Origin of the sequence: Sphingopyxis sp. RIFCSPHIGHO2_12_FULL_65_19, assembly GCF_001830555.1 — a bacterium.
Lineage (GTDB): Bacteria > Pseudomonadota > Alphaproteobacteria > Sphingomonadales > Sphingomonadaceae > Sphingopyxis.
This window is the reverse complement of sequence record NZ_MIAM01000044.1, coordinates 13,595-36,583: the sequence shown is the minus strand read 5'-3', so window position 1 is coordinate 36,583 and position 22,989 is coordinate 13,595. Positions and strand designations below refer to the sequence as shown.

General features: G+C 65.3%; 21 protein-coding genes. 7 read left to right on the top strand and 14 right to left on the bottom strand.

Annotated elements, in window-relative coordinates; genetic code table 11:
- From A3E77_RS12745 to A3E77_RS12695, 11 genes are all read right to left on the bottom strand, one after another.
- On the bottom strand, positions 1 to 1,121 hold a 1,121-nt coding region (locus A3E77_RS12745; RefSeq protein WP_293646491.1), incomplete at its 3' end, for a serine hydrolase domain-containing protein.
- A gap of 86 nt (positions 1,122 to 1,207) precedes the next feature.
- Positions 1,208 to 2,575 carry a DUF389 domain-containing protein gene (locus tag A3E77_RS12740; RefSeq protein WP_293646489.1) on the bottom strand — a complete coding sequence of 456 codons (1,368 nt, stop codon included), beginning with the start codon at positions 2,573 to 2,575 and terminating at the stop codon, positions 1,208 to 1,210.
- A 12-nt stretch (positions 2,576 to 2,587) separates the two neighbouring features.
- Positions 2,588 to 3,517, bottom strand: coding sequence for an electron transfer flavoprotein subunit alpha/FixB family protein (locus tag A3E77_RS12735; protein WP_293646487.1), 930 nt, complete (start codon positions 3,515 to 3,517; stop codon positions 2,588 to 2,590).
- Positions 3,514 to 4,263, bottom strand: coding sequence for an electron transfer flavoprotein subunit beta/FixA family protein (locus tag A3E77_RS12730; protein WP_293646485.1), 750 nt, complete (start codon positions 4,261 to 4,263; stop codon positions 3,514 to 3,516). Before A3E77_RS12730 ends, A3E77_RS12735 begins: the two co-directional genes overlap by 4 nt.
- 238 nt (positions 4,264 to 4,501) lie before the next feature.
- The gene (sucC, locus tag A3E77_RS12725) at positions 4,502 to 5,707 is read right to left on the bottom strand and encodes an ADP-forming succinate--CoA ligase subunit beta (protein ID WP_293646483.1); all 1,206 of its coding nucleotides are present in this window, start codon (positions 5,705 to 5,707) and stop codon (positions 4,502 to 4,504) included.
- A gap of 128 nt (positions 5,708 to 5,835) precedes the next feature.
- On the bottom strand, positions 5,836 to 6,147 hold the full coding sequence (locus A3E77_RS12720; protein ID WP_293646481.1) for a hypothetical protein: 312 nt from the start codon (positions 6,145 to 6,147) through the stop codon (positions 5,836 to 5,838).
- Positions 6,148 to 6,152: 5 nt separating this feature from the next.
- Positions 6,153 to 7,262 (bottom strand): class A beta-lactamase, encoded by a 1,110-nt coding sequence (gene bla / locus A3E77_RS12715; protein ID WP_293646479.1) that lies wholly within the window; start codon positions 7,260 to 7,262, stop codon positions 6,153 to 6,155.
- A gap of 201 nt (positions 7,263 to 7,463) precedes the next feature.
- A complete protein-coding gene (gene msrA, locus A3E77_RS12710) occupies positions 7,464 to 8,153 on the bottom strand; it encodes a peptide-methionine (S)-S-oxide reductase MsrA (RefSeq protein ID WP_293646477.1) in 690 nt (229 codons plus the stop codon).
- Between the two features lie 368 nt (positions 8,154 to 8,521).
- A complete protein-coding gene (locus tag A3E77_RS12705; RefSeq protein ID WP_293646475.1) occupies positions 8,522 to 9,733 on the bottom strand; it encodes a pyridoxal phosphate-dependent aminotransferase in 1,212 nt (403 codons plus the stop codon).
- A 129-nt stretch (positions 9,734 to 9,862) separates the two neighbouring features.
- The gene (pabB, locus tag A3E77_RS12700) at positions 9,863 to 11,695 is read right to left on the bottom strand and encodes an aminodeoxychorismate synthase component I (RefSeq protein ID WP_293646473.1); all 1,833 of its coding nucleotides are present in this window, start codon (positions 11,693 to 11,695) and stop codon (positions 9,863 to 9,865) included.
- Between the two features lie 51 nt (positions 11,696 to 11,746).
- Positions 11,747 to 12,283 (bottom strand): hypothetical protein, encoded by a 537-nt coding sequence (locus A3E77_RS12695; protein WP_293646471.1) that lies wholly within the window; start codon positions 12,281 to 12,283, stop codon positions 11,747 to 11,749.
- 138 nt (positions 12,284 to 12,421) lie between these two features.
- Between A3E77_RS12695 and A3E77_RS12690 the strand changes: the two genes are divergently transcribed.
- On the top strand, positions 12,422 to 14,089 hold the full coding sequence (locus A3E77_RS12690; protein ID WP_293646469.1) for a long-chain-fatty-acid--CoA ligase: 1,668 nt from the start codon (positions 12,422 to 12,424) through the stop codon (positions 14,087 to 14,089).
- Between the two features lie 23 nt (positions 14,090 to 14,112).
- On the opposite strand, the gene A3E77_RS12685 is transcribed toward A3E77_RS12690, so the two are convergent.
- Together A3E77_RS12685 and A3E77_RS12680 are read right to left on the bottom strand one after the other, a co-directional pair.
- Positions 14,113 to 15,348: a serine hydrolase domain-containing protein gene (locus tag A3E77_RS12685; RefSeq protein WP_293646467.1), complete on the bottom strand. Its 1,236-nt coding sequence runs from the start codon at positions 15,346 to 15,348 to the stop codon at positions 14,113 to 14,115.
- A complete protein-coding gene (locus tag A3E77_RS12680; protein WP_293646465.1) occupies positions 15,348 to 15,854 on the bottom strand; it encodes a MarR family winged helix-turn-helix transcriptional regulator in 507 nt (168 codons plus the stop codon). Before A3E77_RS12680 ends, A3E77_RS12685 begins: the two co-directional genes overlap by 1 nt.
- Before the next feature lie 172 nt (positions 15,855 to 16,026).
- On the opposite strand from A3E77_RS12680, the gene A3E77_RS12675 reads away from it, so the two are divergent.
- The 6 genes from A3E77_RS12675 (at position 16,027) to A3E77_RS12650 (ending at position 21,691) form a co-directional block, all read left to right on the top strand.
- Positions 16,027 to 16,482: a MerC domain-containing protein gene (locus A3E77_RS12675; RefSeq protein WP_293646463.1), complete on the top strand. Its 456-nt coding sequence runs from the start codon at positions 16,027 to 16,029 to the stop codon at positions 16,480 to 16,482.
- A gap of 101 nt (positions 16,483 to 16,583) precedes the next feature.
- On the top strand, positions 16,584 to 17,048 hold the full coding sequence (locus tag A3E77_RS12670) for a Fur family transcriptional regulator (RefSeq protein ID WP_293646461.1): 465 nt from the start codon (positions 16,584 to 16,586) through the stop codon (positions 17,046 to 17,048).
- A gap of 34 nt (positions 17,049 to 17,082) precedes the next feature.
- A complete protein-coding gene (locus A3E77_RS12665; RefSeq protein ID WP_293646459.1) occupies positions 17,083 to 17,922 on the top strand; it encodes a hypothetical protein in 840 nt (279 codons plus the stop codon).
- Positions 17,923 to 18,057: 135 nt separating this feature from the next.
- Positions 18,058 to 19,581 carry a fumarate hydratase gene (locus A3E77_RS12660; RefSeq protein ID WP_293646457.1) on the top strand — a complete coding sequence of 508 codons (1,524 nt, stop codon included), beginning with the start codon at positions 18,058 to 18,060 and terminating at the stop codon, positions 19,579 to 19,581.
- A gap of 181 nt (positions 19,582 to 19,762) precedes the next feature.
- The gene (locus A3E77_RS12655; protein ID WP_293646455.1) at positions 19,763 to 20,074 is read left to right on the top strand and encodes a hypothetical protein; all 312 of its coding nucleotides are present in this window, start codon (positions 19,763 to 19,765) and stop codon (positions 20,072 to 20,074) included.
- A gap of 81 nt (positions 20,075 to 20,155) precedes the next feature.
- Positions 20,156 to 21,691, top strand: coding sequence for a M20/M25/M40 family metallo-hydrolase (locus A3E77_RS12650; protein WP_293646453.1), 1,536 nt, complete (start codon positions 20,156 to 20,158; stop codon positions 21,689 to 21,691).
- Between the two features lie 44 nt (positions 21,692 to 21,735).
- Here the strand turns inward: A3E77_RS12650 and A3E77_RS12645 are convergent, their stop codons facing one another.
- Positions 21,736 to 22,917 carry a DUF481 domain-containing protein gene (locus A3E77_RS12645; RefSeq protein ID WP_293646451.1) on the bottom strand — a complete coding sequence of 394 codons (1,182 nt, stop codon included), beginning with the start codon at positions 22,915 to 22,917 and terminating at the stop codon, positions 21,736 to 21,738.
- Between the last annotated feature and the right edge of the window lie 72 nt (positions 22,918 to 22,989).

The following is a 22,989-nucleotide window of genomic DNA, read 5'->3' as shown; positions in this document are numbered from 1 at the left end:
TATTCGCCCGTCGCGCCGCGGCTTTCCGCGGCCGATTGCGGCGGGGGTTTGCGCACCGCGACATCAAGCCCGAAACCGACCGCGCCCTTGCCGGGAAGCCATGCGCGTTCGGTGATTGCGGGATCGAGTTGGTCGGTCGCCATCAGCCGCACCGTCGAGGGCCTTAATATGCGCGCTCCGTCCAGTTCGCCTTCATTGAGCAGCATCCGCGCGAAACGCTGGTAATCGTCGAGCGTCGAAGCGAGCCCGAACCCGCCGGGGGTCAGCGCATGATCCTCGAAATTCAGCTTTTGTGCGGTCGCGGCATCCTGTTGGACCAGCTTGCCATCACGCTTCACATTCATCGCCGCAAAGCGCGGCAATCGCGCGTCGGGCTGGCGCCACGCGGTTTCCCGCATTTTGAGCGGCTCGAAAATATGGACGCGCACATAGTCGGCGAAACGCTGGCCCGACAGCCGTTCGACAAGCGCGGCCTGGACGTCGACCGCGATGCTATATTCCCACTGCGTCCCCGGCTGAAAGAGCAGGGGCACGGCGGCGAGGCGCTTGCTCGCCTCCGCCAGCGGGATCGTCAGCGCGAGGGGGTCGGCGGCGACATAGGCATCGTGCGCGGGCGTCGGTCCGGCGCCATAGGCGAAACCCGCCGTGTGGCGCAGGATGTCGCGCACGCTGATCGGACGTTCGGTGGGCACATAGCGCGGCTGGCCCGCCGCATCCTTGCCCGCATAGACTCGCATATGCGCATATTCGGGCAGATATCGGGACAAGGGATCGTCGAGACGGAATTTGCCCGCCTCCCACAATTGCATCAACGCGACGCCGGTCACCGGCTTGGTCATCGAATAGATTTGCGCGATCGTGTCGCGGCGCATCGGCCGCTTCGCGTCGCGGTCGGCCATGCCCGCCGCGCCGAAATAAACCTCGCGCCCGTCCTGCCAGATCAGGGCCGAGGTGCCGGCGGCGCGGCCGTCGGCGACCATCGCGGCCAGCGCCGCGTCGATCCGCGCGCGGTCGATTTGCAACGCCCCGGCCGGCGCAGTCTGCGCCGTCAGCGGCGGCGCGACCGTCGCCGACGCCGCCCATGCCATCATCACCATCACTGCCAGCCGCTTGCCGCGCATATCGTCTCTCCCCGTCCGCGATCACGGATCGAGGGACATCACAAGCGATCGGACGCGGCAGGTCAATTGCGAATAGGTTTGCGAGCCTATTCGGCGCCGGCGGCTTGCTCAGGCACAGCGTCTTCGGGTTCCTCGGCGGCGGTCAGGGTGCCATTCTGGATCAGCCAGCGCGGATAGCCCGTTTGCACCGACACCATGATGCGGTCGATCGCGGCGGCGACCTGTTCGCCCTCGGCCTCGCGGTCGCGGCGCACGATGACGCGGCGGGCCTGCGCGTCGATCACCACCCGGTCGCGCGGCACCAGTTCGCCGACGGTCAGTCCGGCGAGGATGGCCCGGCTGTCCTCTTCGCGCTGTTCGAGCGTCGCGAGACGGCGATTGAACTGTTCTTCGACCTGCACCGCGGCATTGGTCTGTTGGCGCAGCTGGACGATGCTGACCCGCACGTCGCGGTCGAGCGCATCGCGGATCTTGCCCGCCAATTCGGTGTCGAGCTTTGCCGCATACAGGTCGACCAGCACCACCCCGTCGACGGCAACGGCATCGCGCTCGACCCGCACGTTGAGGCTGTCGACGCGGTCGCTCTCGCCCAGCAGCGAGCGCAACTCGCTTTGCACGACCGACCGCGCGCGAACCTCGCCCGCGAGACTGTTGAGCGTCAGCGCCAGCGGGATCGAAAGAATGCCCAGCGTGACGATGATGCCAAGCACCTGCATCGCCGTATGCTGCGGCGTCAGCGACGGGCCGAATTTGTTGAGGCGCGCGATGATCGTCGCGGCGAAGGCAATGGCAAGCGTGTTGGTCAGAAACAGCAGCGCCGCGCCCACGGCGAAGTCGAACCGCCCGGTCGCGAGGCCAAAGCCGACCGTCGACAGCGGCGGGACAAGCGCGGTGGCAATCGCAACGCCGACCATCACCCCCGACAATTTGCGCATGATCGCATAGACGCCAGCGATCCCGCCCACGACCGCGACGCCCAGGTCGAGCAAGGTCGGTTGCGTTCGCGCGCGCAGTTCGGGCGTGACGTCGCGGATCGGCGACAGCCAGATGATCAGCACCGCGACGAGGATGGCGACCGCCATGCCCGCCGCGATCGTCACCAGCGACCGTTTGATCAGATTGCTTTCGAGCGTCGCGAGGCCGAAGCCGACACCCATGATCGGGCCGAGCAGGGGCGACACCAGCATCGCGCCGATGACGACCGCGGTCGAGCTTTGCAGCAGGCCCAGCGTTGCGATCATCGCCGACAGCGTGATCAGCAGCAGGAATTTCTTGTCGAGCCGCGCGTCGCGCGCGACGCTGGCGAGGACGAGGGCACGGCCGTGATCGTCGCCGATGCCATTGTCATCGTCCTCATGGGCCTCGCGGCCGACACCGGAGCGCGCGGACCGGCGACCACCGGCGTTGAACGGTGCATCGCCCAGTCCGGGCACTCCGGGATGATTTCCGGCCATATGGGCGGACGGTTAGATCTTGCCGGTCAGTTCGGGCACGGCGCTGAACAGGTCAGCGACGAGGCCGAAGTCGGCAACCTGGAAGATCGGGGCGTCTTCGTCCTTGTTGATCGCAACGATCGTCTTGCTGTCCTTCATCCCCGCAAGGTGCTGGATCGCGCCCGAGATGCCGATCGCGAAATAGACCTGCGGTGCAACGATCTTGCCGGTCTGGCCGACCTGATAGTCGTTGGGGACATAACCCGCATCGACCGCGGCGCGGCTGGCACCCAGCGCAGCGCCGAGCTTGTCGGCGAGCGGCACGATGACCTCTTCATATTTCTCGCTCGACCCCAGCGCGCGGCCGCCCGACACGATGATCTTGGCCGAGGTGAGTTCGGGACGCTCCGACTTGGCGATTTCGGCGCCGACGAAGCTCGAAATACCGGCATCGCTGCCCGCGCCAACGGCTTCGACCGCACCCGAACCGCCCGACGTCGCGGCCTTGTCGAACGCGGTGCCGCGCACGGTGAGAACCAGCTTGGCATCCGACGATTCGACGGTCGCGATCGCGTTGCCGGCATAGATCGGGCGCGTGAAGGTCTTGGGACCCTCGACCGACAGGATTTCCGAAATCTGCATCACGTCGAGCAGCGCGGCGACACGCGGCGCGATATTCTTGCCGGTGGTGGTCGCGGGCGCGACGAACGCATCGTGGCTGCCCATCAGCTCGGCGACGAGCGGCGCGATATTTTCGGGCAGGTTGTTCGCAAAGGCGGCGTTATCGGCGACATGCACCTTGCCGACCCCGGCGATTTCCGAAGCGGCCTTCGCAACGCCATCGACGCCCGAACCCGCGACGAGCAGGTGGACTTCGCCGAGCTTCGATGCAGCGGTCACCGCGGCGAGCGTAGCGTCCTTGACGGCGCTGCCGTCATGTTCGACCCAAACCAGAGTTTTCATGAATGCACTCCCATCGCCTTGAGCTTGGCAACCAGTTCATCGACATCGGCGACCTTGACGCCGGCCGAGCGGACCGGCGGCTCCGAAACCTTGACGACCTTGACGCGCGGTGCGGTGTCGACGCCGTAATCGGCGGGGGTCTTGGTATCGAGCGGTTTCGATTTCGCCTTCATGATGTTCGGCAGCGACGCATAGCGCGGCTCGTTCAAACGCAGGTCGGTGGTCACGATCGCGGGAAGTTTCAGCTTCACCGTTTCGAGCCCGCCATCGACTTCGCGCGTCACACTGACGCTGTCGCCCTCGACATTGACGGCGCTGGCGAAGGTGCCTTGCGCCCAGCCGGTCAGCGCGCCAAGCATCTGGCCGGTCTGGTTGTTGTCGTCGTCGATCGCCTGCTTGCCAAGGATGACAAGGCCCGGCTGTTCGGCGTCGGCGATTGCCTTGAAGATTTTCGCGAGCGCGAGCGGCTCGACGGCGTCGTCGGTCTGCACCAGGATCGCGCGGTCGGCGCCCATCGCGAGCGCGGTGCGCAGCGTTTCCTGTGCCTTGGCGGGGCCGACGGAGACGGCGACGATCTCGGTCGCGACGCCCTTTTCCTTCAGGCGGATCGCCTCTTCGACGCCAATTTCGTCGAACGGATTCATCGACATCTTCACATTGGCGAGATCAACGCCCGTGCCGTCGGCCTTGACCCGCGGTTTGACGTTGTAATCGAGCACCCGTTTCACGGGGACGAGGATTTTCATGGGCTCTTGGCTCCTCTCAGCAAATTGTGCACTGCGCCATAATTGGCGTTTACGTAAACGTCAACTAGCAGTCCCTTGTTCCCCTCCCCTTGGAGGAAAGGATAGGGAGACTTGGCAGCTTGCTGCCTGGTCGGACTTGGTGAGGGCCTGTGACGTGGCTTGCCCTCACCCAGCTCCGAACAGCGGACAAGTCCGCAAGTCTTCGCAACCCTCTCCCCCAAGGGGAGAGGGAAATAGATCAAGCCGCGCGAACCTCGGCGACAATCTTCTTTGCCGCGTCGCCGAGATCGTTTGCCGCCACGATCGGCAGCCCCGAATTGGCGAGGATGTCCTTGCCCTGCTGGACGTTCGTGCCTTCGAGGCGGACGACGAGCGGCACCGAGAGGTTCACTTCCTTCGCCGCGGCGACGATGCCGTCGGCGATGATGTCGCACTTCATAATGCCGCCAAAGATGTTGACGAGAATGCCCTTCACGGCGGGGTCTTTCAGGATGATCTTGAACGCCGCGGTGACCTTTTCCTTTGATGCGCCGCCGCCGACGTCGAGGAAGTTGGCGGGAAATTCGCCGTTGAGCTTGATGATGTCCATCGTCGCCATCGCGAGGCCCGCGCCGTTGACCATGCAGCCGATGTTGCCGTCGAGCTTGATGTAGGCAAGATCATATTCCGACGCCTCGACCTCGGCCGGGTCTTCTTCGGTCAGGTCGCGGAGGTCGGCGAGATCCTTGTGACGGAACATGGCGTTGCCGTCGAATGCCACCTTCGCGTCAAGGACGAGCAGTTCGTCGCCATCCTTGCCTTCGCACACCGCGAGCGGGTTGATTTCGATCTGTTCGGCGTCGGTTCCGAGGAAGGCGGCGTAGAGGCCGGCCAGAACCTTGGCCGCCTGTTTCGCCAGATCACCCGACAGGCCGAGCGCCGCGGCGACGCTGCGGCCGTGGTGCGGCTGGAGGCCCGTGGCGGGGTCGATGACGATGGTGTGGATTTTTTCCGGCGTGTCGTGCGCGACGGTTTCGATGTCCATGCCGCCTTCGGTCGAGGCGACGACCGCAATGCGGCTGGTGGCGCGATCGACCAGCAGCGCGAGGTAGAATTCCTGCTTAATGTCGGCGCCGTCGGTGATGTAAAGGCGGTTCACCTGCTTGCCGGCGTCGCCCGTCTGGATCGTCACCAGCGTGTTGCCGAGCATGTCCTTGGCGTGCGCTTCGACTTCCTCGATCGACTTGGCGAGGCGGACGCCGCCCTTGGCGTCGGGGCCGAGTTCCTTGAACTTGCCCTTGCCGCGGCCGCCCGCATGGATCTGCGATTTCACGACATAGAGCGGCCCGGGGAGCTGCTTCGCCGCCGCGACGGCGTCCTCGACGGTCATCGCAGCAATGCCCTTGGGCACAGCAACGCCAAATTTCGCGAGCAGTTCTTTCGCCTGATATTCGTGGATGTTCATGAGGTCTGCCGGGCCTTTCGACTCTGGAACGGGGAGAGGTTTGGCGCCGCATAAGCACAAGTAGCGCGGCAAGGCTACCCCTGCCACGTTCAGAAAATCTTGAACTGCCGAAAGCGCGGGCTAAGTCGTTAGCGCAGCGCGCAGAGCGCCGCCGAGCTGGTCGAGACGGTCAGTATCTCAGGATCCTTCAGCGCGCGGACCTTGCGAAAAAACTGGTCGAGCGTCAGGTCGGTGACATGTTTGTCCTTCAGGCTGCCGAGCGCCGACAGGCGGCGAAGCTGGAGAAGCGAAAGCCGGTCGACCATGCGTTCGGCCATGCACGCCGACATCGCCTTGGACAGGCCCGCATTGTTGAGGCCGGTGCGTAGCCGCGTTTCGGGGGTCGCACAGCCGGCGAGCGCGAGCGACGCCGCCAGCAGCGGCAGGATGGCAAGTTTCATCGCGGTCACCTTCCGTGATACTCGGCAACGGCGGACGACACCGCCTGCATCAGCGCCATGCGCGCCGGGATGCCCGCGGTCGTGCTGCCCAGCATCACGACGATCGCATAGCGGGTACCGTCGGGCGCCGTGGCGATGCCGATGTCGTTATAGCCCGCGGTCATCCCGCCCAGATTCTGACCCGTTCCGGTCTTGTGCATGAATTTCCAGCCCGGCGGCAACCCGGCCTTGAGCCGCCGCGGCCCGCTCCGCGTCCGGCTCATCACATCTTGCAGATATTCGGTCGATTCGGGCGACAGCAATGTGCCACGCGCGAGCCGCGTCAGCGCGCTGGCGATCGCGGCGGGGCTGGCGCCATCGACCGGGTTGGCAAGATAATTGTCCATCGCGGCGCGGCGTGTCGCGGCAGGCAACAGCGCGCGCGCGCTTTCAAAATTGCGCCCGACCGAATAGCTTTGCTGCCAGGTCAGCCCCGCGGTGCCGCTTTGCAGCAAGCGTTCGCCCGGACCGAAGCGGATCGCCCCCAGATCCTTTTTCGCGATGAAGGCGCGCACCGCGGCCGGGCCCCCGACGGTGCGCAGCAGGCTGTCATTCGCGGTGTTGTCGCTGTGCGTGATCGCGGTTTCGATCAGTTCGCGAACGGTCATCGTCACCGACCCTTGCGACCGCACGCGCGCGGCGAGCGGCTGGTAGAACAAGGTCAGGTCTTCGGGACCGATGCGGACGCGCTGGTCGAGCGACAGCCGCCCCTGGTCGACCGCGTCGAGCACGGTCAGCGCGACCCAGAATTTCGACACGCTTTGTTGCGGAAACAATTCGCCGCCGCGCTCCGACAGCGTCCATTCGCCGTCGATGCGCTGGACCGCGATGCCCGTCTTGCCGGGAAAGGTCCGCCACAATTCCCGGATGCGGTCGCTCAGCCCCGTCGGCGCACGGCGGAAACCGGGATCGAGCGGCCCCGCCGGGCGCGGCATCGCCGATGGCACGGGCTGGCCGATCGGCACGGTCACGGCACCGGCCGGCCCGCGCACCGGCGCTTGCGGCTGGGCGCGTGGCTGCGGAACGATCGCGGCGCTGCTGACACAGCCCGCAAGCACCGCGGCGCTCATCGTCATCGCGAGGAGCGGGCGGACGGATAAACTGAACTTCATTCAAACCCCGCAGTTGCGACTTTATTATGGCCCGACCCCATTTCGGGCAGGCCAATGGTCCCGCAGCGATGCGGCAGGGGCCAGCGATTTGCGGTGAATGATTCTTCTGCCGCGACCAGTGGCGGAACCCCGGCGGATTTGGCGCGGATCGCCCCGCGCCGTTCGTCAGGGTGCAGGCGTGGCGCGCACCATGCCGGGGTAAAGCCGCTTCAGCGCCGCAAGCTTGGGCGCATCCCAGCGCACGATATAGGCGTTGCCGGGATTGCGGCGCATGAAATCCTGATGATTCGCCTCGGCGGGATAGAAACGCTTATACGCCTCCACCGGCACGACGATCGGCTTGGCGAAATATCGGCCGCCGCCGATCTGCGCCAGATAGGCCGTCGCGACCTGCCGCTGGCCGGCGTTAAGCGGGACGATCGCGGCGCGATATTGCGGCCCGCTGTCGGGGCCCTGGCGGTTCTTGAGCGTCGGATCGGCGACCACCGAAAACAGGACGCGCAGCAAGCTGCCATAGCTTATCTGCGACGGGTCATAAACGATCCGCACCGCCTCTGCATGACCCGATTTGCCGTCGTGGGTCAGTTCATATCGGGCGGTTGCGGCGCTGCCGCCATGATAGCCGGATTCGACCGAAATCACGCCTTTGACATGGGAAAACACGCCCTCGACGCCCCAGAAACAGCCCCCCGCGAGGACCGCAGTCGCGCGCTTGGCAGGAACGGCGGGATCGACGAGCGCGGCGGGCAGTTTGACGACGCTTTCGGCCTGCGCCGGGGTGCATTGCGCGACGATCGCGCCCGCAACCAGCGCCGTGACGGCGCGAAGCGAAAGGCTGCGCCGCGCCGGCGTCACGCCGGGATCGGCAATGCCGGCTGGTTGAGCACGATATAGGTCGCGCCAATGGCGAAACCAGCGAGCATGGTCAGGAACCAGTCGGAACGGAGCATGGAGAGCATGTCGATCTCTTTTCATATCTGTCAGTTCGCGGCCTGGGCCGCTTTGGTTACACCGACGATATGGAGCGCCCCGACCAGCCGTGCAGTGATGGCAGTCACCCTAAAGGAAATGACTTACTATCCGGTGAACCGGGCGGTTAACCGCCGTTCAGGTTCAAATAGGCCTCGCGACCGGGAATACAAGACCGATCGGTATAGAATTCCTATGCCAGTGCAAATCTTCGCTCATCGCGGCGACGGCCGCGATGAGCGAAGGACAGAAGATCAGCGCAGTGCGGCGCACGCCTGCTGGATGCGCACGCACGCTTCCTTCAGCACCGCTTCCGACGTCGCGTAAGAGACGCGGAACGCGGGCGACAGGCCAAAGGCACCGCCGTGGACCGCCGCGACCTTCGCACTGTCGAGGAAATAGTCGATCAGTGCCGCGTCGGTGTCGATCAGCGTGCCGTCGGGAGTCTTCTTGCCGATGCAGCCCGATGCGTCGGGATAGACATAGAAGGCGCCGTCGGGGACGGGGCAGTTGAGGCCCGGCGCATCGTTCAGCATCGCGACGACCATATCGCGGCGCTTCCTGAACGCCGCGTTGCGGTCGTCGAGGAACTGTTGCGGCCCGCCGAGCGCCGCAGCGGCGGCGGCTTGCGCGATCGAACAGGGGTTCGAGGTCGATTGCGACTGGAGCTTGCCCATGGCCTTGATGATCCATGCCGGACCGCCGGCATAGCCGATGCGCCAACCCGTCATCGCATAGGCTTTCGAGCAGCCGTTAACCGTCAGGATGCGGTCGATCAGGTCGGGGCAGCGCTGCGCAAAGGTGGTGAAGGCGAAATCGGCATACCAGACATGTTCATACATATCGTCGGTCATCACCATCACATGCGGATGGCGGCGGATCACCTCGCCCAGCGCGTCGAGTTCCTCGCCCGAATAGGCGGCGCCCGACGGGTTCGAGGGCGAGTTCAGCATCACCCAGCGCGTCTTTTCGGTGATCGCGGCGTCGAGCTGTTCTGGCGTGATCTTGTAATTCTGTGCCGCGCTGCCCTCGACGATCACCGGCTTGCCGCCGCAAAAGGCGACGATGTCGGGATAGCTGACCCAATAGGGCGCGGGGATGATCACCTCGTCGCCCTTGTCGACCGTCGCAACCAGCGCGTTGAACAAAGTATGCTTGCCGCCGACGTTGACCGTAATCTGGTCGAGCCCGAATTCGAGGCCGTTGTCGCGGCGGAACTTGCCGCGGATCGCTTCCTTCAGCGCCACCGTACCGTCGACCAGCGTATATTTGGTCTGGCCGTTACGGATCGCCTCGATCGCCGCTTCCTTCACGAAATCAGGGGTGTCGAAATCGGGTTCGCCCGCGCTGAGGCCAATGACATCGACACCCGCGGCTTTCAGCGCCGACACGCGCGCGGTCATCGCGAGCGTCGCCGACGGCTGGATGCGGTTCAGGGCGGCGGAGACATGGGGCTTCAGCGACATGACGATATCTTCCGTGGCTTGCGCGGTTCGGGCTGCAAAAGGACAGGAAATTGCGCGGGGCCGCGCCTAAAGCGTCTGGCCGACATTCGCAAGCGCGCAACTTGATAATTTACCTATGCAGCCGGCCGATCAGGCGGTCGGCGACGCCGTAGCGTCGGCCAGCCGCGCCGGGATCAATCCGCGCAGCGAATTGCCGATAAAGAAGCCGCTCGCCAGGTCGGCGAGCCGCAGGTGCGATTCGACCGCGCGCCCCTTGTCGATCAGTTCGGCGCGCAGCACGCCGGGCAGCAGGCCCAGTGCCAGCGGCGGGGTGAGCAGCTGGCCGTCGCGCTCGACAAAGATATTGCTCCAGCTTCCTTCGGTTACGAAACCCGGTTCGTCGACAAAGACGACTTCGGGAGCGCCGCTGTCGTGCCGCGCGGCGTCATAGGCCGCGCGCTGGCTGGTTTTGTGGGCAAGACGGAAATCGTCGGCGCCCAAGGGCGCGGGCCGCACCGCGACCGGCACCGGCAGTTCGGCAAGGCGCGGCAGCGGCGACACTTCGACCGCCAGCGCCCCCGAAGGCGCCAGCCGCATCCGCACGCGCGCCGCATGGCGCAGGCGAAAGGTGGCCGATTGCAGGCTGTTGCGCGCGCCATGCCGGTCGAAGGTAAAGCCCAGGGCCTCGGCGCTCGCCTTCATCCGCGCCAGATGCCCCTCTAGCCGCTGCACGCCTTCGACCGGATCGAAGAACATCGTTTCAATGAGGTCGAAGCTTTCCCCCGCTGCGCCCACAAATTCCCCCTTGGCTAGACATTCGCGCCACTCGTCGGCCGGAACGCTGTCGGCGACGATGCCGGACCCCAATCCCAGCGTGGCGGATGTCGGCGCGGCCTGCAACCCGCCTTGCGGAAAGACCAGCGTCCGGATCGCCACATTGAAGGCGGCGTCCCCGCCCGCCTCGATGAAACCGATCGATCCGGTGTAAAGCCCGCGCGGCCCGTCTTCCAGCGCGTCGATGATTTCCATTGCCCGGACCTTGGGCGCGCCGGTGATCGACCCGCACGGGAATGCCGAGCGCAGCACGTCGACCGCACCGCTGCCGTCCGGCAAGCGCGCGCTGACGTCGGACACGAGCTGGTGGATCGTCGGGAAGCTTTCGACCCGGAACAGGTCGGGCACGGCCACCGACCCCGGCACCGCGACGCGCGACAGGTCGTTGCGGATCAGGTCGACGATCATCAGATTTTCGGCGCGTTGCTTGGGATCTTCGGCCAGCGCGCGCGCCGCCGCCGCATCGGCCCTGTCATCCGCCAGCCGCGCCGCGGTTCCCTTCATCGGCCGCGCCATCACCTGCCCTTCGCGCAAGGCAAAGAAGAGTTCGGGCGAATGCGAAACGATCGCCTGGCTGCCGGTCCAGATCACCCCGCCATAGCCCGCCCGCGCCGTCCGGCGCAGCCGGGCATGCACCGCGAGCGGATTGCCGAGCACCGGCACCGCGGCGCGGAAGGTCAGGTTCGCCTGGTAGATATCGCCCGCGCGGATCAGCGCCAGCACCGCATCGACCGCGGCGAGATAATCGGCGCGCGCGACCCGCGGCGCGACCTTGCCAATCCATGCCGATGCCGCATCGGGCAGCAGGTCGGCCACCGCATCGGCCGCGATCCGTTCGACCCGCTCGAACAGTCCGAACCAGCCGAGCGGCGCGTCCGCCACCCCGCTATCGACCGCTCCGCGCCAGGCGGGGGCCAGCCCCTTTCCCGCTTCATATGCCAGATAGCCGGCGGCATGGAGGCCGCGCGCGCGCGCGGCGTCCAGCGCGTCGAGCAGCGCCGGGACGTCCGCCGCCGAATCTGCGGTCAGGATTTCGGCCGGGCAGACGAACAGCCGTGCCGCCGCGGCGCCAACGCGGCGCGCATCGTCCAGCAGGACAAAGGGCGGGCAGTCGGGCCCCGGAACAGGGATGGCTTCGCCGCCCGCCATCATCGCGTCATCACGGCTGTGTCACGGACGCCGATCGCGCGCCGGTCGCGGTCAGCGGTCGCGTTTCATGCGAATCGTGCGGCCGCCATCGACTGTCGCGAAATAGCTGCCCATCGTTGCGACCTTGATCTTGACCTTCTGCCCCGGCTTGGGCTGGCGCGGCAGGCGGGTGGTGTCGATCTGCACCCACACGGCGTCGTCTTCCATCACCAGCGTATATTTGCCCGAACGGTCGATGCTGACCGACCGGATCGTGGTTTCGATTTCCTTGACCTCATCCTCGTCGCCGCCGAAAATCCCGCCGAGCTTGGGAAAGGAAAAGCCGAACAGCCCGCGCCGGGCTTTTTTGGCGGTCTCGCGGTCGGTGAAGGTGATTTCGCGGGCCTGGTCGGCGGTCGACAATTCGCCGACCTCGCGATCGAAACAGGCCAGGCGCGCCGACGCGTCGGCGATGTCGCGGCAGGCATAAAGTTCCTGGATCTGCGCCGGGCGGACGGGCGCGTCCTTGTCTTTCGCGGCCGCCGGAACGGCGATGGTGCAGGCAAGAAGGACGAGCGACGCGGCGAAACGCGATGACAGCTGCAACATGGCATAACCCCTGGCGAGAAAGATATGCGCTGCCTAGCCGCAGCGACAGCGCGCCGCAAGCGAGCCCGGTTGCAAAACCATGCTTACTGACCCTAGTGTAAGGAACCGCCCTATCTGCCGAGAGGATATCAACCCGCGATGGACAGCCGTTTTTCCTGGTCGACCGATTATCATCATCCCACGCCATGGGACCAGGAGTTTGCACCGCTGTCGTTGCCCGACATGCTGGCCGCCAGCGTCGAACGGCGCGGCGATGCGCCGATGCTCGATTTCATGGGGCGCCAGTTCGGTTATGCCGAGGTCGCGCGCGGCGCCGCGCGTGTCGCCCGCGGGCTCCAGCAGCGCGGGGTTGCGAAGGGCAGTCGTATCGGATTGTTCCTGCCCAACGTCCCCCATTATGTCGCGGCTTATTATGGCGCGCTCGCCATCGGCGCGACGGTCGTCAATTTCTCGCCGCTCTATACCGTCGCCGAGCTGGAGGCGCAGGTTGAGGATTCGGGCACCGAAATCCTGTTCACCATCAGCGCCGCGGCGCTGCTTCCCACCGCCTTGAAGGTGCTCGACGGATCGAGCCTCCAGACGCTTGTCGTCGGCTCGGTCGCGGGCGGGCTGCCGGCCGCCAAGTCGGTGCTCTACCGCCTGTTCAAGCGGTCCGAGGTCGCGGCGCTGCCCGCGGACCCCCGCGTCATCCGCTTTTCGGCGCTGACCGACAATGACGGGCGTCCCGACCCCGTGACGATCGACGCCGCAAAGGATATTGCGCTGATCCAATATACCGGGGGCACCACCGGGACCCCCAAGGGCGCCGAGCTGACGCACCAGAATCTGACCGCGAACGCGCGGCAGGTGAATGCGATCGACCCCGACCATGACGCCGACGACCGCATCCTGGGCGTGCTGCCCTTCTTCCACGTCTTTGCCAACACCTGCGTGCTCAACCGCACCATCCTCAACGGCGGAACGATCACGATGCTGCCGCGCTTCGACGCGAAGCAGGCGCTCGACGCGATCACGCGGACGAAGACGACCGCGCTGCCCGGCGTGCCGACAATGTATCAGGCGCTGCTCGACCATCCCGACCTGGCGACGACCGATTTTTCCTCGCTGCGCGTCTGCATTTCAGGCGGCGCACCGATGCCCGCCGAACTGCGCGAGAAATTCGTCGCCGCGACCGGCGCATCGCTCGTCGAGGGCTATGGCCTCACCGAAAGCTCGGGCGTCGTTGCGACCAACCCCTATAATGGCCCGGTCAAACCCGGCACCATCGGCCAGCCGCTGCCCGCCACCCACATCCGCCTGCTCGACAAGGAAGACCCGGCAAAAGACGCGCCCGCCGGCGAGCCCGGCGAGCTGGCGGTCAAGGGGCCGCAGATCATGCAGGGCTATTGGAACCGGCCCGACGCCGACAAGGACAGCTTCACCGACGACGGCTGGCTGCGCACCGGCGATGTCGCGGTGGTCGAAGAGGGCGGCTATATCCGCATTGTCGACCGGCTGAAGGACATGATCGCGGTCGGCGGCTTCAAGGTCTACCCCAGCGTGATCGAGGCGCATCTCTATGAGCACCCCGCGGTCAAGGAAGCGATCGTGCTGGGCGTGCCCGATGCCTATCGCGGCGAGGCGCCCAAGGCCTTTGTGACGCTGGAAGACGGCTTCGATGTCAGCGGCGAGGCACTCGCGGCATGGCTGAACCCGCAATTGGGCAAGCATGAGCGGGTCAAGGCGGTGGATGTACGATTGAACCTGCCCAAGACAATGATCGGCAAGCTCGACCGCAAGGCGCTGCGCGCCGAGGAAGGCGGATAGCGCCTCGTCGGCTCCGGCCGTGCCTATCGCCGCAACAGGTCGGTCTTGATGCGCGCAAACAGGCGCGCCATCGCATTTTCCGTCTCCAGGTCCGGGGTGCGATTCATCAGCACGATGATGGCGTCCCCCTTTGCCCGGTCAAAATAGAAGCTGGTGTAAACGCCGTCGTCCGATCCGGCATGGCCGGTCATCCCGTCGCGGTCGCGCCAGAAGAACCGCTGCCGGTCGTCGATGTCGGGCGGCAGCTGTAGCTTCAGCATCTCGTCGAACGCGGCAGGCGAAAGCAATCGGCCATCGCCCGCCTTGCCGTCTGCCAACAGGCTTTGCGCCAACAGCGTCAGATCGCGCGCCGATGCGTTCACCCCGCCATCGGGATAATTGGGATTGCCGAATTGCGGATAGGGTTCGACGCGGCGATCGGCGTGCGCCGGACGGAATATCTTGCCGATCAGGTAATTGCGCTTCGGCTCCCCCGTGCTCGCGCACAGGCCGGTGTAGGGAAGGCATTGATATACTTCATACCGGGTCGCGAGCTTGCCGGCCGGATAGTCGGCGAGCAGCCACGAACTGTTCGCCATTCCCAGCGGCGCAAAGATATTGTCCCGCGCCAACGCAGCGAGCGGCGCGCCGCCCGCGCGCTCGGCGACCGCCCCCGCAACGCCCGCGCCGAGGTTGCTATATTCGCGCGCCGTCCCGGGCTGGGCGTCCAGATAATGCGCCCCGGCATCATATCGGGCGCCTGCGGGCGACAGCAGGCTTCGCAGATACATGGTCAGCGGCGTCGGCGAATCCGCGCCTGGCTGGTAATCCGCGGTGTCATAATAATCGGCGATACCCGACGTGTGCGTCGCCAGTTGGCGAAGCGTGATCGGGCGCCCCTTCGCCTGCGGATGATCGACGCGAAACGGCAGAAAGCGGTTGATATCCGCATCCAGATCCAGCCGCCCCTTGTCGCGCAATTGCAACAGGACGATGCCCAGGATCGGTTTGCTGATCGACGCGATGTTCATCGGCGTGTCGGGGGTCATCGGCCTGCGCGAACGAAGGTCGGCGAAGCCATAGCCCCGCATGTGAACGATTTTCCGGTCCTTCACGACGGCGATCGCGAGGCCGGGGATCGCCTGTTCGTCGATCAGCGCGGCCGCAAAACCGTCGAAGCTTTTCGCCGCGTCCGAAATCATCGGCTGCCGCGGCGCGACCAACCAATAGCCGATGGCGGCGACGACAAGGACGAGAAGGACGCCGAGCAGCTTTTTCATCATTTCGCAGATCCCAGCTCGAACAAATCCCAAAAGCGGTCGGCCATTGTCTGGCGGCTGAGGGCGGCGATGGCTATGTCGAGCACATCGCCAAGGTCGGTGCCGATATCGCGGTTCAGCCGCTCGAAAACCTCCGCAGCTTCCATATTATACGCATCGAGAAGCTCGGCCTGTGCCGTGCCGACATCGGTCAGCACATATTCGATGCGCCGCCGGTCGGTTTCGTCGGCGCGCTTGTCGATGATGCGCAGCTTTCCCAGCGTCGCGATATGTTGGGCGACCGTTTGATGCGGATGCTGCAACGCACGCGCCACTTCGGTCACCGACGCCGGCCCCCGCTTGCTGAGGAAAAGCAGGGTGGACGAGCAACTGACCGGAAAGATCATGCCTTTGTGGGCATAAACCTCGGTCACCTGACCCTGGATCAGAAACGCCAGGTCGAGCAGCTTTTTGGCCGTATAGGCTTTCTGAATGACCGGGTTATCGTAGAAATCGCGCTGGTTCATGCCCGTCCAATAGATTTATGCAGTATATTGCGCAATAGACTGCGTAAATTTTTCGAGCGCCGGCCGTTCCTGCCAGAAATGGCGATGCGTCCGGGTCGCCTGCAATGAGACATTGTAACCTCTGTCATGTTATGCCATATCCAGCATCGCAATTGCCCCAACGGAGAATCGGGTGACCCATGTCGCCAGCCCTGCCCCTGTCCTGACGCGCCCCGCCTCCTTCTTGGAACGGGGGGCCGCGCTGGTGAGGACTGCGCGCGATTCGCGGCCGCTGACGTCGCTGTCGGGCGACCAGCTGGCGATGGGCCTGTCGGGACTTTGTCTCGTCCATTGCCTCGCGACGACGATCTTTTTCGCCTCGATCGCATCGGTCGGCGGGGTGTTTCTCGAAAACCACCTGTTCCACGAAATCGGGCTGATCGTCGCGATCGGCTTTGCCCTGATCACCCTCGTTTCGGGCGTGCTCAGCCACGGCTATATGATGCCTTTCGCGGTCGGCAGCTTTGGGCTGGGCATGATGGCGGGTGCGCTGTCGCGGCCGCACGACGGCAGCGAAGTCGTCGCGACGATGATCGGCGTGGCGGTCGTCGCGCTGGGTCACGACCTCAACCGCCGTGCGCGGCACTGATCGCACCGCATTGGATATGCCCGCAACTTGCGGGCACGCGCCAAACAGCCTACATTGCAGCGATAGTTAGCGCGGGATTTCCCACGCCTGAGGAAACGCCAATGGGCAAGCATGATCATCCGCACGTCGAGGCCAGCGGCGCCTCGCTCGCCAAGGCGGCGCAAACCGCGCTCGAGGGCGCGGGCGAAGCCTGGACCGATATGCGCGCCGAGATTTTCGACGCGGTCGCCGAAATCGGCAAACCCGCCAGCGCCTATGAAATTGCCGACATCGTGTCGAAGGCTCGCGGCAAGCGCGTCGCGCCGAACAGCGTTTACCGCATCCTCGACCTGTTCGTCGCGAATAACTTGGTCCGCCGTGTCGAGAGCGCGAACGCCTTTGTCGCGAACAGCCATCCGGGCTGCCTGCACGACTGCATCTTCCTGATCTGCGATACGTGCGGCACCGCGGTGCATGTCGACAATGACAAGATTTCGGGCGGCGTCCGCGCCGCGGCCGAAGCGACGGGCTTTGCCGCCGAGCGCCCGGTGATCGAGGTGCGCGGCAAATGCGCCGAGTGCCAATAAGGTGAGCCGCCGCGCTCCACCGGACATTTAGGCGATGTTCGGGGGGCTTCAGCATTGGATCGAGGCGCAGCGGGCACGGCCGACAGCGCCGACGCGCTGGTGGTATTGGACCTTGGCGTTCGGCATCGCCACCCTGCTCTTCGGCGCGCATTTGTCGCAGGTCTTTCCGCCATCGGGGCATGACATCGCGCCCGGCTATGGCCCGCCCGTCCTCGCCTTTGAATTTGCCGGCAGCCAGGCCGATCTCGAAGCGATCTTCGGCTTCTTCACCGACCCGCAACAGGTCGCGCGCCTCGCCGCGATGCGGACCGGCAACGAGCGCGACTATCTCTACATGCTGCTCTACGCCGGTTTTCTGGCCGGTGGTTGCATCGCCCTGTGGCGCGAGCTGCGCCTTCGCGCGATCCTCGCCGCGGCGATGCTGCCCGTCGCGGCGATGCTGTGCGACGCCTATGAAAACTGGCTGCTGCTCGACATCCAGGCCGCCTTTACCGCGGGCGACTATTCGCCCGCGATGGCGACCCTGCCCTATCCTGTCGCGGCGAAATTCCTGGCTCTGGCGGCAACCAACGTCGCGATCGGCGGTGCGGCGACCCGGATCGGCGGCTGGTGGACGCTGTTCGGGACGATCGCGATCCTCGCCGCGATCCCGACGGTCATGGCCGTCATCACCCCCGCCGCCTTTGCCTGGGCGCTGATTCCGTCGGCGGCGGGCGGCTGGCTGCTCCTCCTCGCGCTGGCCGCGGCGGGAAGCTGGCGGGCTTTCGCGCGGCACCGGCCACTGGTCGATATGGGCGCGCCGACGCCCGAACCGGACGCGATTCCGGCCGGACGTGCCGGACCGCGCAAAATCTTCGGCCGGCGACAAAATTAGCGCGCAAGACGCTCCAACAGCCTCGTCATCCCGGTGAAGGCCGGGATGACACTGAACAATATGAGCCTCTTTCCGTCGCGCGCCGCCGGGTCTAGGGAGGCCCGCGAATCCTTAAAAAAGGGCGAAAGGCTGCACATGAACACCGTGATCATCCGCGAAGACGACCTGATCGAAACGATCGCCGACGCGCTCCAGTACATCAGCTATTTTCATCCGATGGACTATATCCGCGCGCTGGGCGCCGCCTATGAGCGCGAAGTCTCGCCCGCCGCGAAGGATGCGATGGCGCAGATTCTCTCGAACAGCCGCATGTGCGCCGAGGGGCACCGCCCGATCTGCCAGGACACCGGCATCGTCACCGTCTTCATCAAATGGGGCATGGATTGCCGCCTCGACAGCCCCCGCAGCCTGCAACAGGTGGTCGATGAGGGCGTGCGCAAAGCCTATCTCCACCCCGAAAACAAGCTGCGCGCCTCGATCCTCGCCGACCCCGCGTTCAGCCGCGTCAACACCAAAGACAATACGCCCTCGGTCCTCAACGTCGAGATGGTCCCCGGCGCCAAGGTCCACATCGACGTCGCCGCAAAGGGCGGCGGCAGCGAGAATAAATCGAAGTTCAAGATGATGAACCCCAGCGACAGCATCGTCGACTGGGTGCTCGAAATGGTGCCGCAGATGGGCGCCGGCTGGTGCCCGCCGGGGATGCTCGGCATCGGCATCGGCGGCACCGCGGAAAAGGCGATGCTGCTCGCCAAGCAGTCGCTGATGGACCCGATCGACATGACCGAGCTGCTCGCGCGCGGGCCGTCGTCGCCGACCGAGGAACTGCGCATCGAGCTTTATGAAAAGGTCAATGCGCTCGGCATCGGCGCGCAGGGGCTTGGCGGCCTCGCGACCGTGCTCGATGTCAAGATCGCCGACTGGCCGACCCACGCCGCGTCGAAACCCGTCGCGATGATCCCCAATTGCGCCGCGACCCGCCACGCCCATGTCACGCTCGACGGCAGCGGGCCCGCTTTCCTCGAACCGCCGGTGCTCGCCGACTATCCGCAGATCGACTGGCAGCCCGACACGGCCGCAATCCGCGTCGATCTCGACAATCTCACCCCCGAAGTCGTCGCGAGCTGGAAACAGGGCGACCGGCTTTTGCTCAACGGCAAGATGCTCACCGGCCGCGACGCCGCGCACAAACGCATCGCCGACATGCTCGCCAAGGGCGAAGAGCTGCCCGTGGAATTCAAGGGCCGCGTGATTTACTACGTCGGCCCCGTCGACCCGGTCGGCGAGGAAATCGTCGGCCCCGCCGGCCCCACGACCGCAACGCGCATGGACAAGTTCATGGACATGATGCTGGGCCAAGGCTTGCTCGCCTGCGTCGGCAAGGCCGAACGCGGCCCCGCCGCGACGCAATCGATCGCCAAGCACAAGAGCGCCTATCTGATGGCGGTCGGCGGCGCCGCCTATCTCGTGTCGCGCGCGATCAAGGGCAGCCAGGTCGTCGGCTTCGCCGACCTCGGCATGGAAGCGATCTACGAATTCGAGGTCAGCGATTTCCCCGTCACCGTCGCGGTCGACAGCGAAGGCCAGAACGTCCACGTCAACGCCCCGATGCTGTGGCAGAAGCGGATCAAGGATGAGGGGCTGCTGGAGAAGGCGTGAGATGGCCTTCCGACCCCTCGGGTTTGGCTTCGAACTAAAGACGCCGCTCGGCCTCGCCGAGAGCAAGAGCCGGATTCGGGAATGCAAACAAACGTGGTATGATCCGTCCGATGGTCCGCGTGGCTTTGTCCTTGGTCGCTTCATTTGTTTGTGGAACAGCATAGTGGATAGCCAAGGGCCCATGCTGATCGGCTGGATTCATGATGACGGGATGGGTTGCCGGATCGCCGGTCGGTCTGGGTCCGACATCAACGGCATGCTCTATCTGGGCCTCGTGGGAGCGCTGCTTCCTGTCATCGCCGTGGGATTATTCCGTGACGGCCGAATGGGCTTGTCCGGCGCCATCATGCTAGCCCTGTGCGCCGCCGCTCTGATTTTGCTGCTGTGGAACGCAAGCAGGGAACGACGCGCTGGATTGGCTTTGGCAGATTTTCTTGAGCTAACGCTTGGCAGCAATGCGCGGCATGAATTCGGCCGTCCTCCAGTCTCGTAACGGCAAGTTCCGGACACGCGCTTGCGTTTCCCTGCCGATCCGGCACATTGCTTCGCATACGAAGCAGGCAGGGGACGCAGCATGGATTTCCGTAACGTCGACAAGCTGAACCGCCGCGACATGATTCGCGGCACCGCGATGCTGGGGGCGGGCGCCGCGTTCATGCAGCCGCTCCCGCTCTGGGCGCAGTCGGGCACGATGGCCGATATCCGCAAAGCCGCCGAAGCCGGCAAGGACGCCTCGATCAAGCGCATCCGCGACTGGATCGCCCTCCCCTCGATCGCCGCCGAGAACCGCAGCATGGCGGAGGGCGCGGCCTATATGGCCGAGCTCGCGAAGGACGCGGGCTTCACCAATGTCGAGATCGTGCCGACCGACGGCCATCCCGGCGTGTTCGGCACGATCAACGTCGGCGCCCCGCGCACGCTCGGCATCTATTTCATGTACGACGTTAAACAGTTCGACCCCGCCGAATGGTCGTCGCCGCCGCTCGAGGGCAAGATGGTCGAGCGCCCCGGTTTCGGGCAGGCGATCATGGGCCGCGGCGCGGTGAACCAGAAGGGGCCCGAGGCGACCTTCCTCGCCGCGCTCCACGCGATCCGCGCCGCCGGGCGCAAGCTGCCCGTCAATATCGTGCTCGTCTGCGAGGGCGAAGAGGAAATCGGATCGCCGCATTTCCGCCAGATCGCGACCAAGCCCAACATCCTCGCCGCATTGAAGAAATGCGAGGGCATCTTCATTCCCTTCGCCTCACAGGGCAAGACCGGCAATGTCACGGTCAACCTCGGCTCCAAAGGCATCATCGAACTCGAACTGATCGCGAGCGGCGAAAAATGGGGCCGCGGGCCCAAGGGCGACGTGCATTCGAGCCTCAAAGCCATGGTCGACTCGCCCGCCTGGCGGCTCGTGCAGGCGCTCCAGACGCTCGTCACCCCCGATGGCAACAAGCCCGCGATCGAGGGCTGGTACGAAAATGTCCGCCCACTCACCGAACGCGAAAAATCGCTGATCCGCGAGGCTGCAAAGGCGGGCGACGAAGCCGCGCAGAAACAGGCGCTCGGCATCACCCACTGGATCGACAATCTCTCCTACCCCGACGCGCTCACCCGCCTTGCGCAGGAACCGACGGTCAATATCGAAGGACTCGTTGCGGGCTATACCGGCCCCGGCGGCAAGACGGTGCTACCGGGCAAGGCGGTCGCGAAGCTCGACCTTCGCCTCGTCCCCAACCAGACGCGCGCCGAGGCCGAAAAGAAACTTCGCGCGCATCTCGACAAGCATGGCTTCACCGACGTCGAGGTGAATGTCTCGGGCGGCTACGACCCGACCGAGGTCGCCGAGGACAGCCGCCTCGTCCGCTCCGAACTCGCGACCTACAAAAAGCTTGGCATCGCGACGAGCATCAACCCGCGCATGGCCGGCAGCTGGCCCGGCGCGACCTTCACCGCGCCGCCGGTGTCCATCCCCGCCGCCCATTTCGGTATCGGCCACGGCTCGGGCGCGCACGCCCCCGACGAATATTTCCTCATCGATTCGACCAATCCCAAGGTCGCGGGGCTGGTCGACGCGACGATGGGTTTCGCCGAATTCCTCTACGTGCTGGCGGCAATCAAATAGCCGGAACTCCTCCCCTGTCGCGAAGCGATGGGGAGGAGAAATTCCTAGAATCCGTAAACCAGCGTAAACCGCGTCTGGGTGTCGACGCTTTCGATCCCCGGCGGCGGGCTGGTGTCGATCTGCGCCGAATAGGCGATACGCGCGGACAGCGCGCCCGACAGCTTTGCACTGAGCGCGGTTTGCGAACTGGTCGATCCATTGGCTTCGCCGATGATCGTCGACGCGACCTGCGTCAGCCGCAGCGTCGGCGACAATTGCCAGCCGAAATCGAGACCGGCGAGCGCCGTCAGTTCGGTGTCGTCACCGCCGTTCACAAAGTCGGTCTGGCGAAACGCCGGGCCGCCTTTCAGGCTGAGCGTCATCTTCTTGGTATCGACGACCTTGTAACCCAGCCCCCCCGACAGATTCCACCGCGTGTCATACCCAAGAATGCGGTCATGCTCCCAGCGGCCAAGGCCATAAGCGAAGGTGCGGTCGTTGATCCGATATTGCGGTTCCAGCTCGGCCAGATAGCGTTCGACCGAGGTCTTGCCGTTGGTCCGCTGATAATCGGCCTGCGCGCGCAGCTTGTGCGTCCAGTCGATCCCGGTCCGCGCCAGCGCGACGCCCGCGCTGACCCCCGCCGATGTGGTGTTGCCGCTGCTCTGCGACGCGCCGATCTGCCCCTCGCCTTTCCAATTCTGCCAGAACCGCGCCGCTGCCAGTCGGGCGCGTTCGGCGGCTGCCGCTTCGTCGCGCAGCCGCTGTCGTTCGGCGCGATAGGCCAGCAGCCGTTCTTCGATCCGCGCCGCATTTTCCGGATTGGTTTCCTTCGCCAGCTTGCCGACAGCCTCGACATCGGCGTCCTTCGCACTCGCGATCGCGGCCGCCAGCATATTGTCGATGGGGTCGGGCGGTGTCTGTGGCGGATGCTCGCTGCGATAATAAGCGAGCAGCGCGTCGATCTCGCCGATATTGCCGGGGTTGGTCCGACGCGCGAATTTGACCACCGCCTCGACGTCCTCATTCTCGCCGCTGGCAAAGGCCGCCTCGATCATCGCGCGCACCGCGTCGGGCAGTTCGGGGTCGAGCGGCACCAGCAAAGTCGGAATCGGGTTGGCGAGCAACGGATCGACCAGCAGCGGGTTCGGCGGCGACAGGTCGATCGGCTCCTGCGATGCCTGGGCGGGCGAAACGGTGAGGGCAAGCGGCAAGCACAGCGCGGCCAGGCGGGGGAGAGATGTCACCGAAGACGTCCTTGTCTGGCGGCGGAAGCCGGGTTCATTCGATCGGTCGCGCGGGGCCGGTGCGCGTCCGCT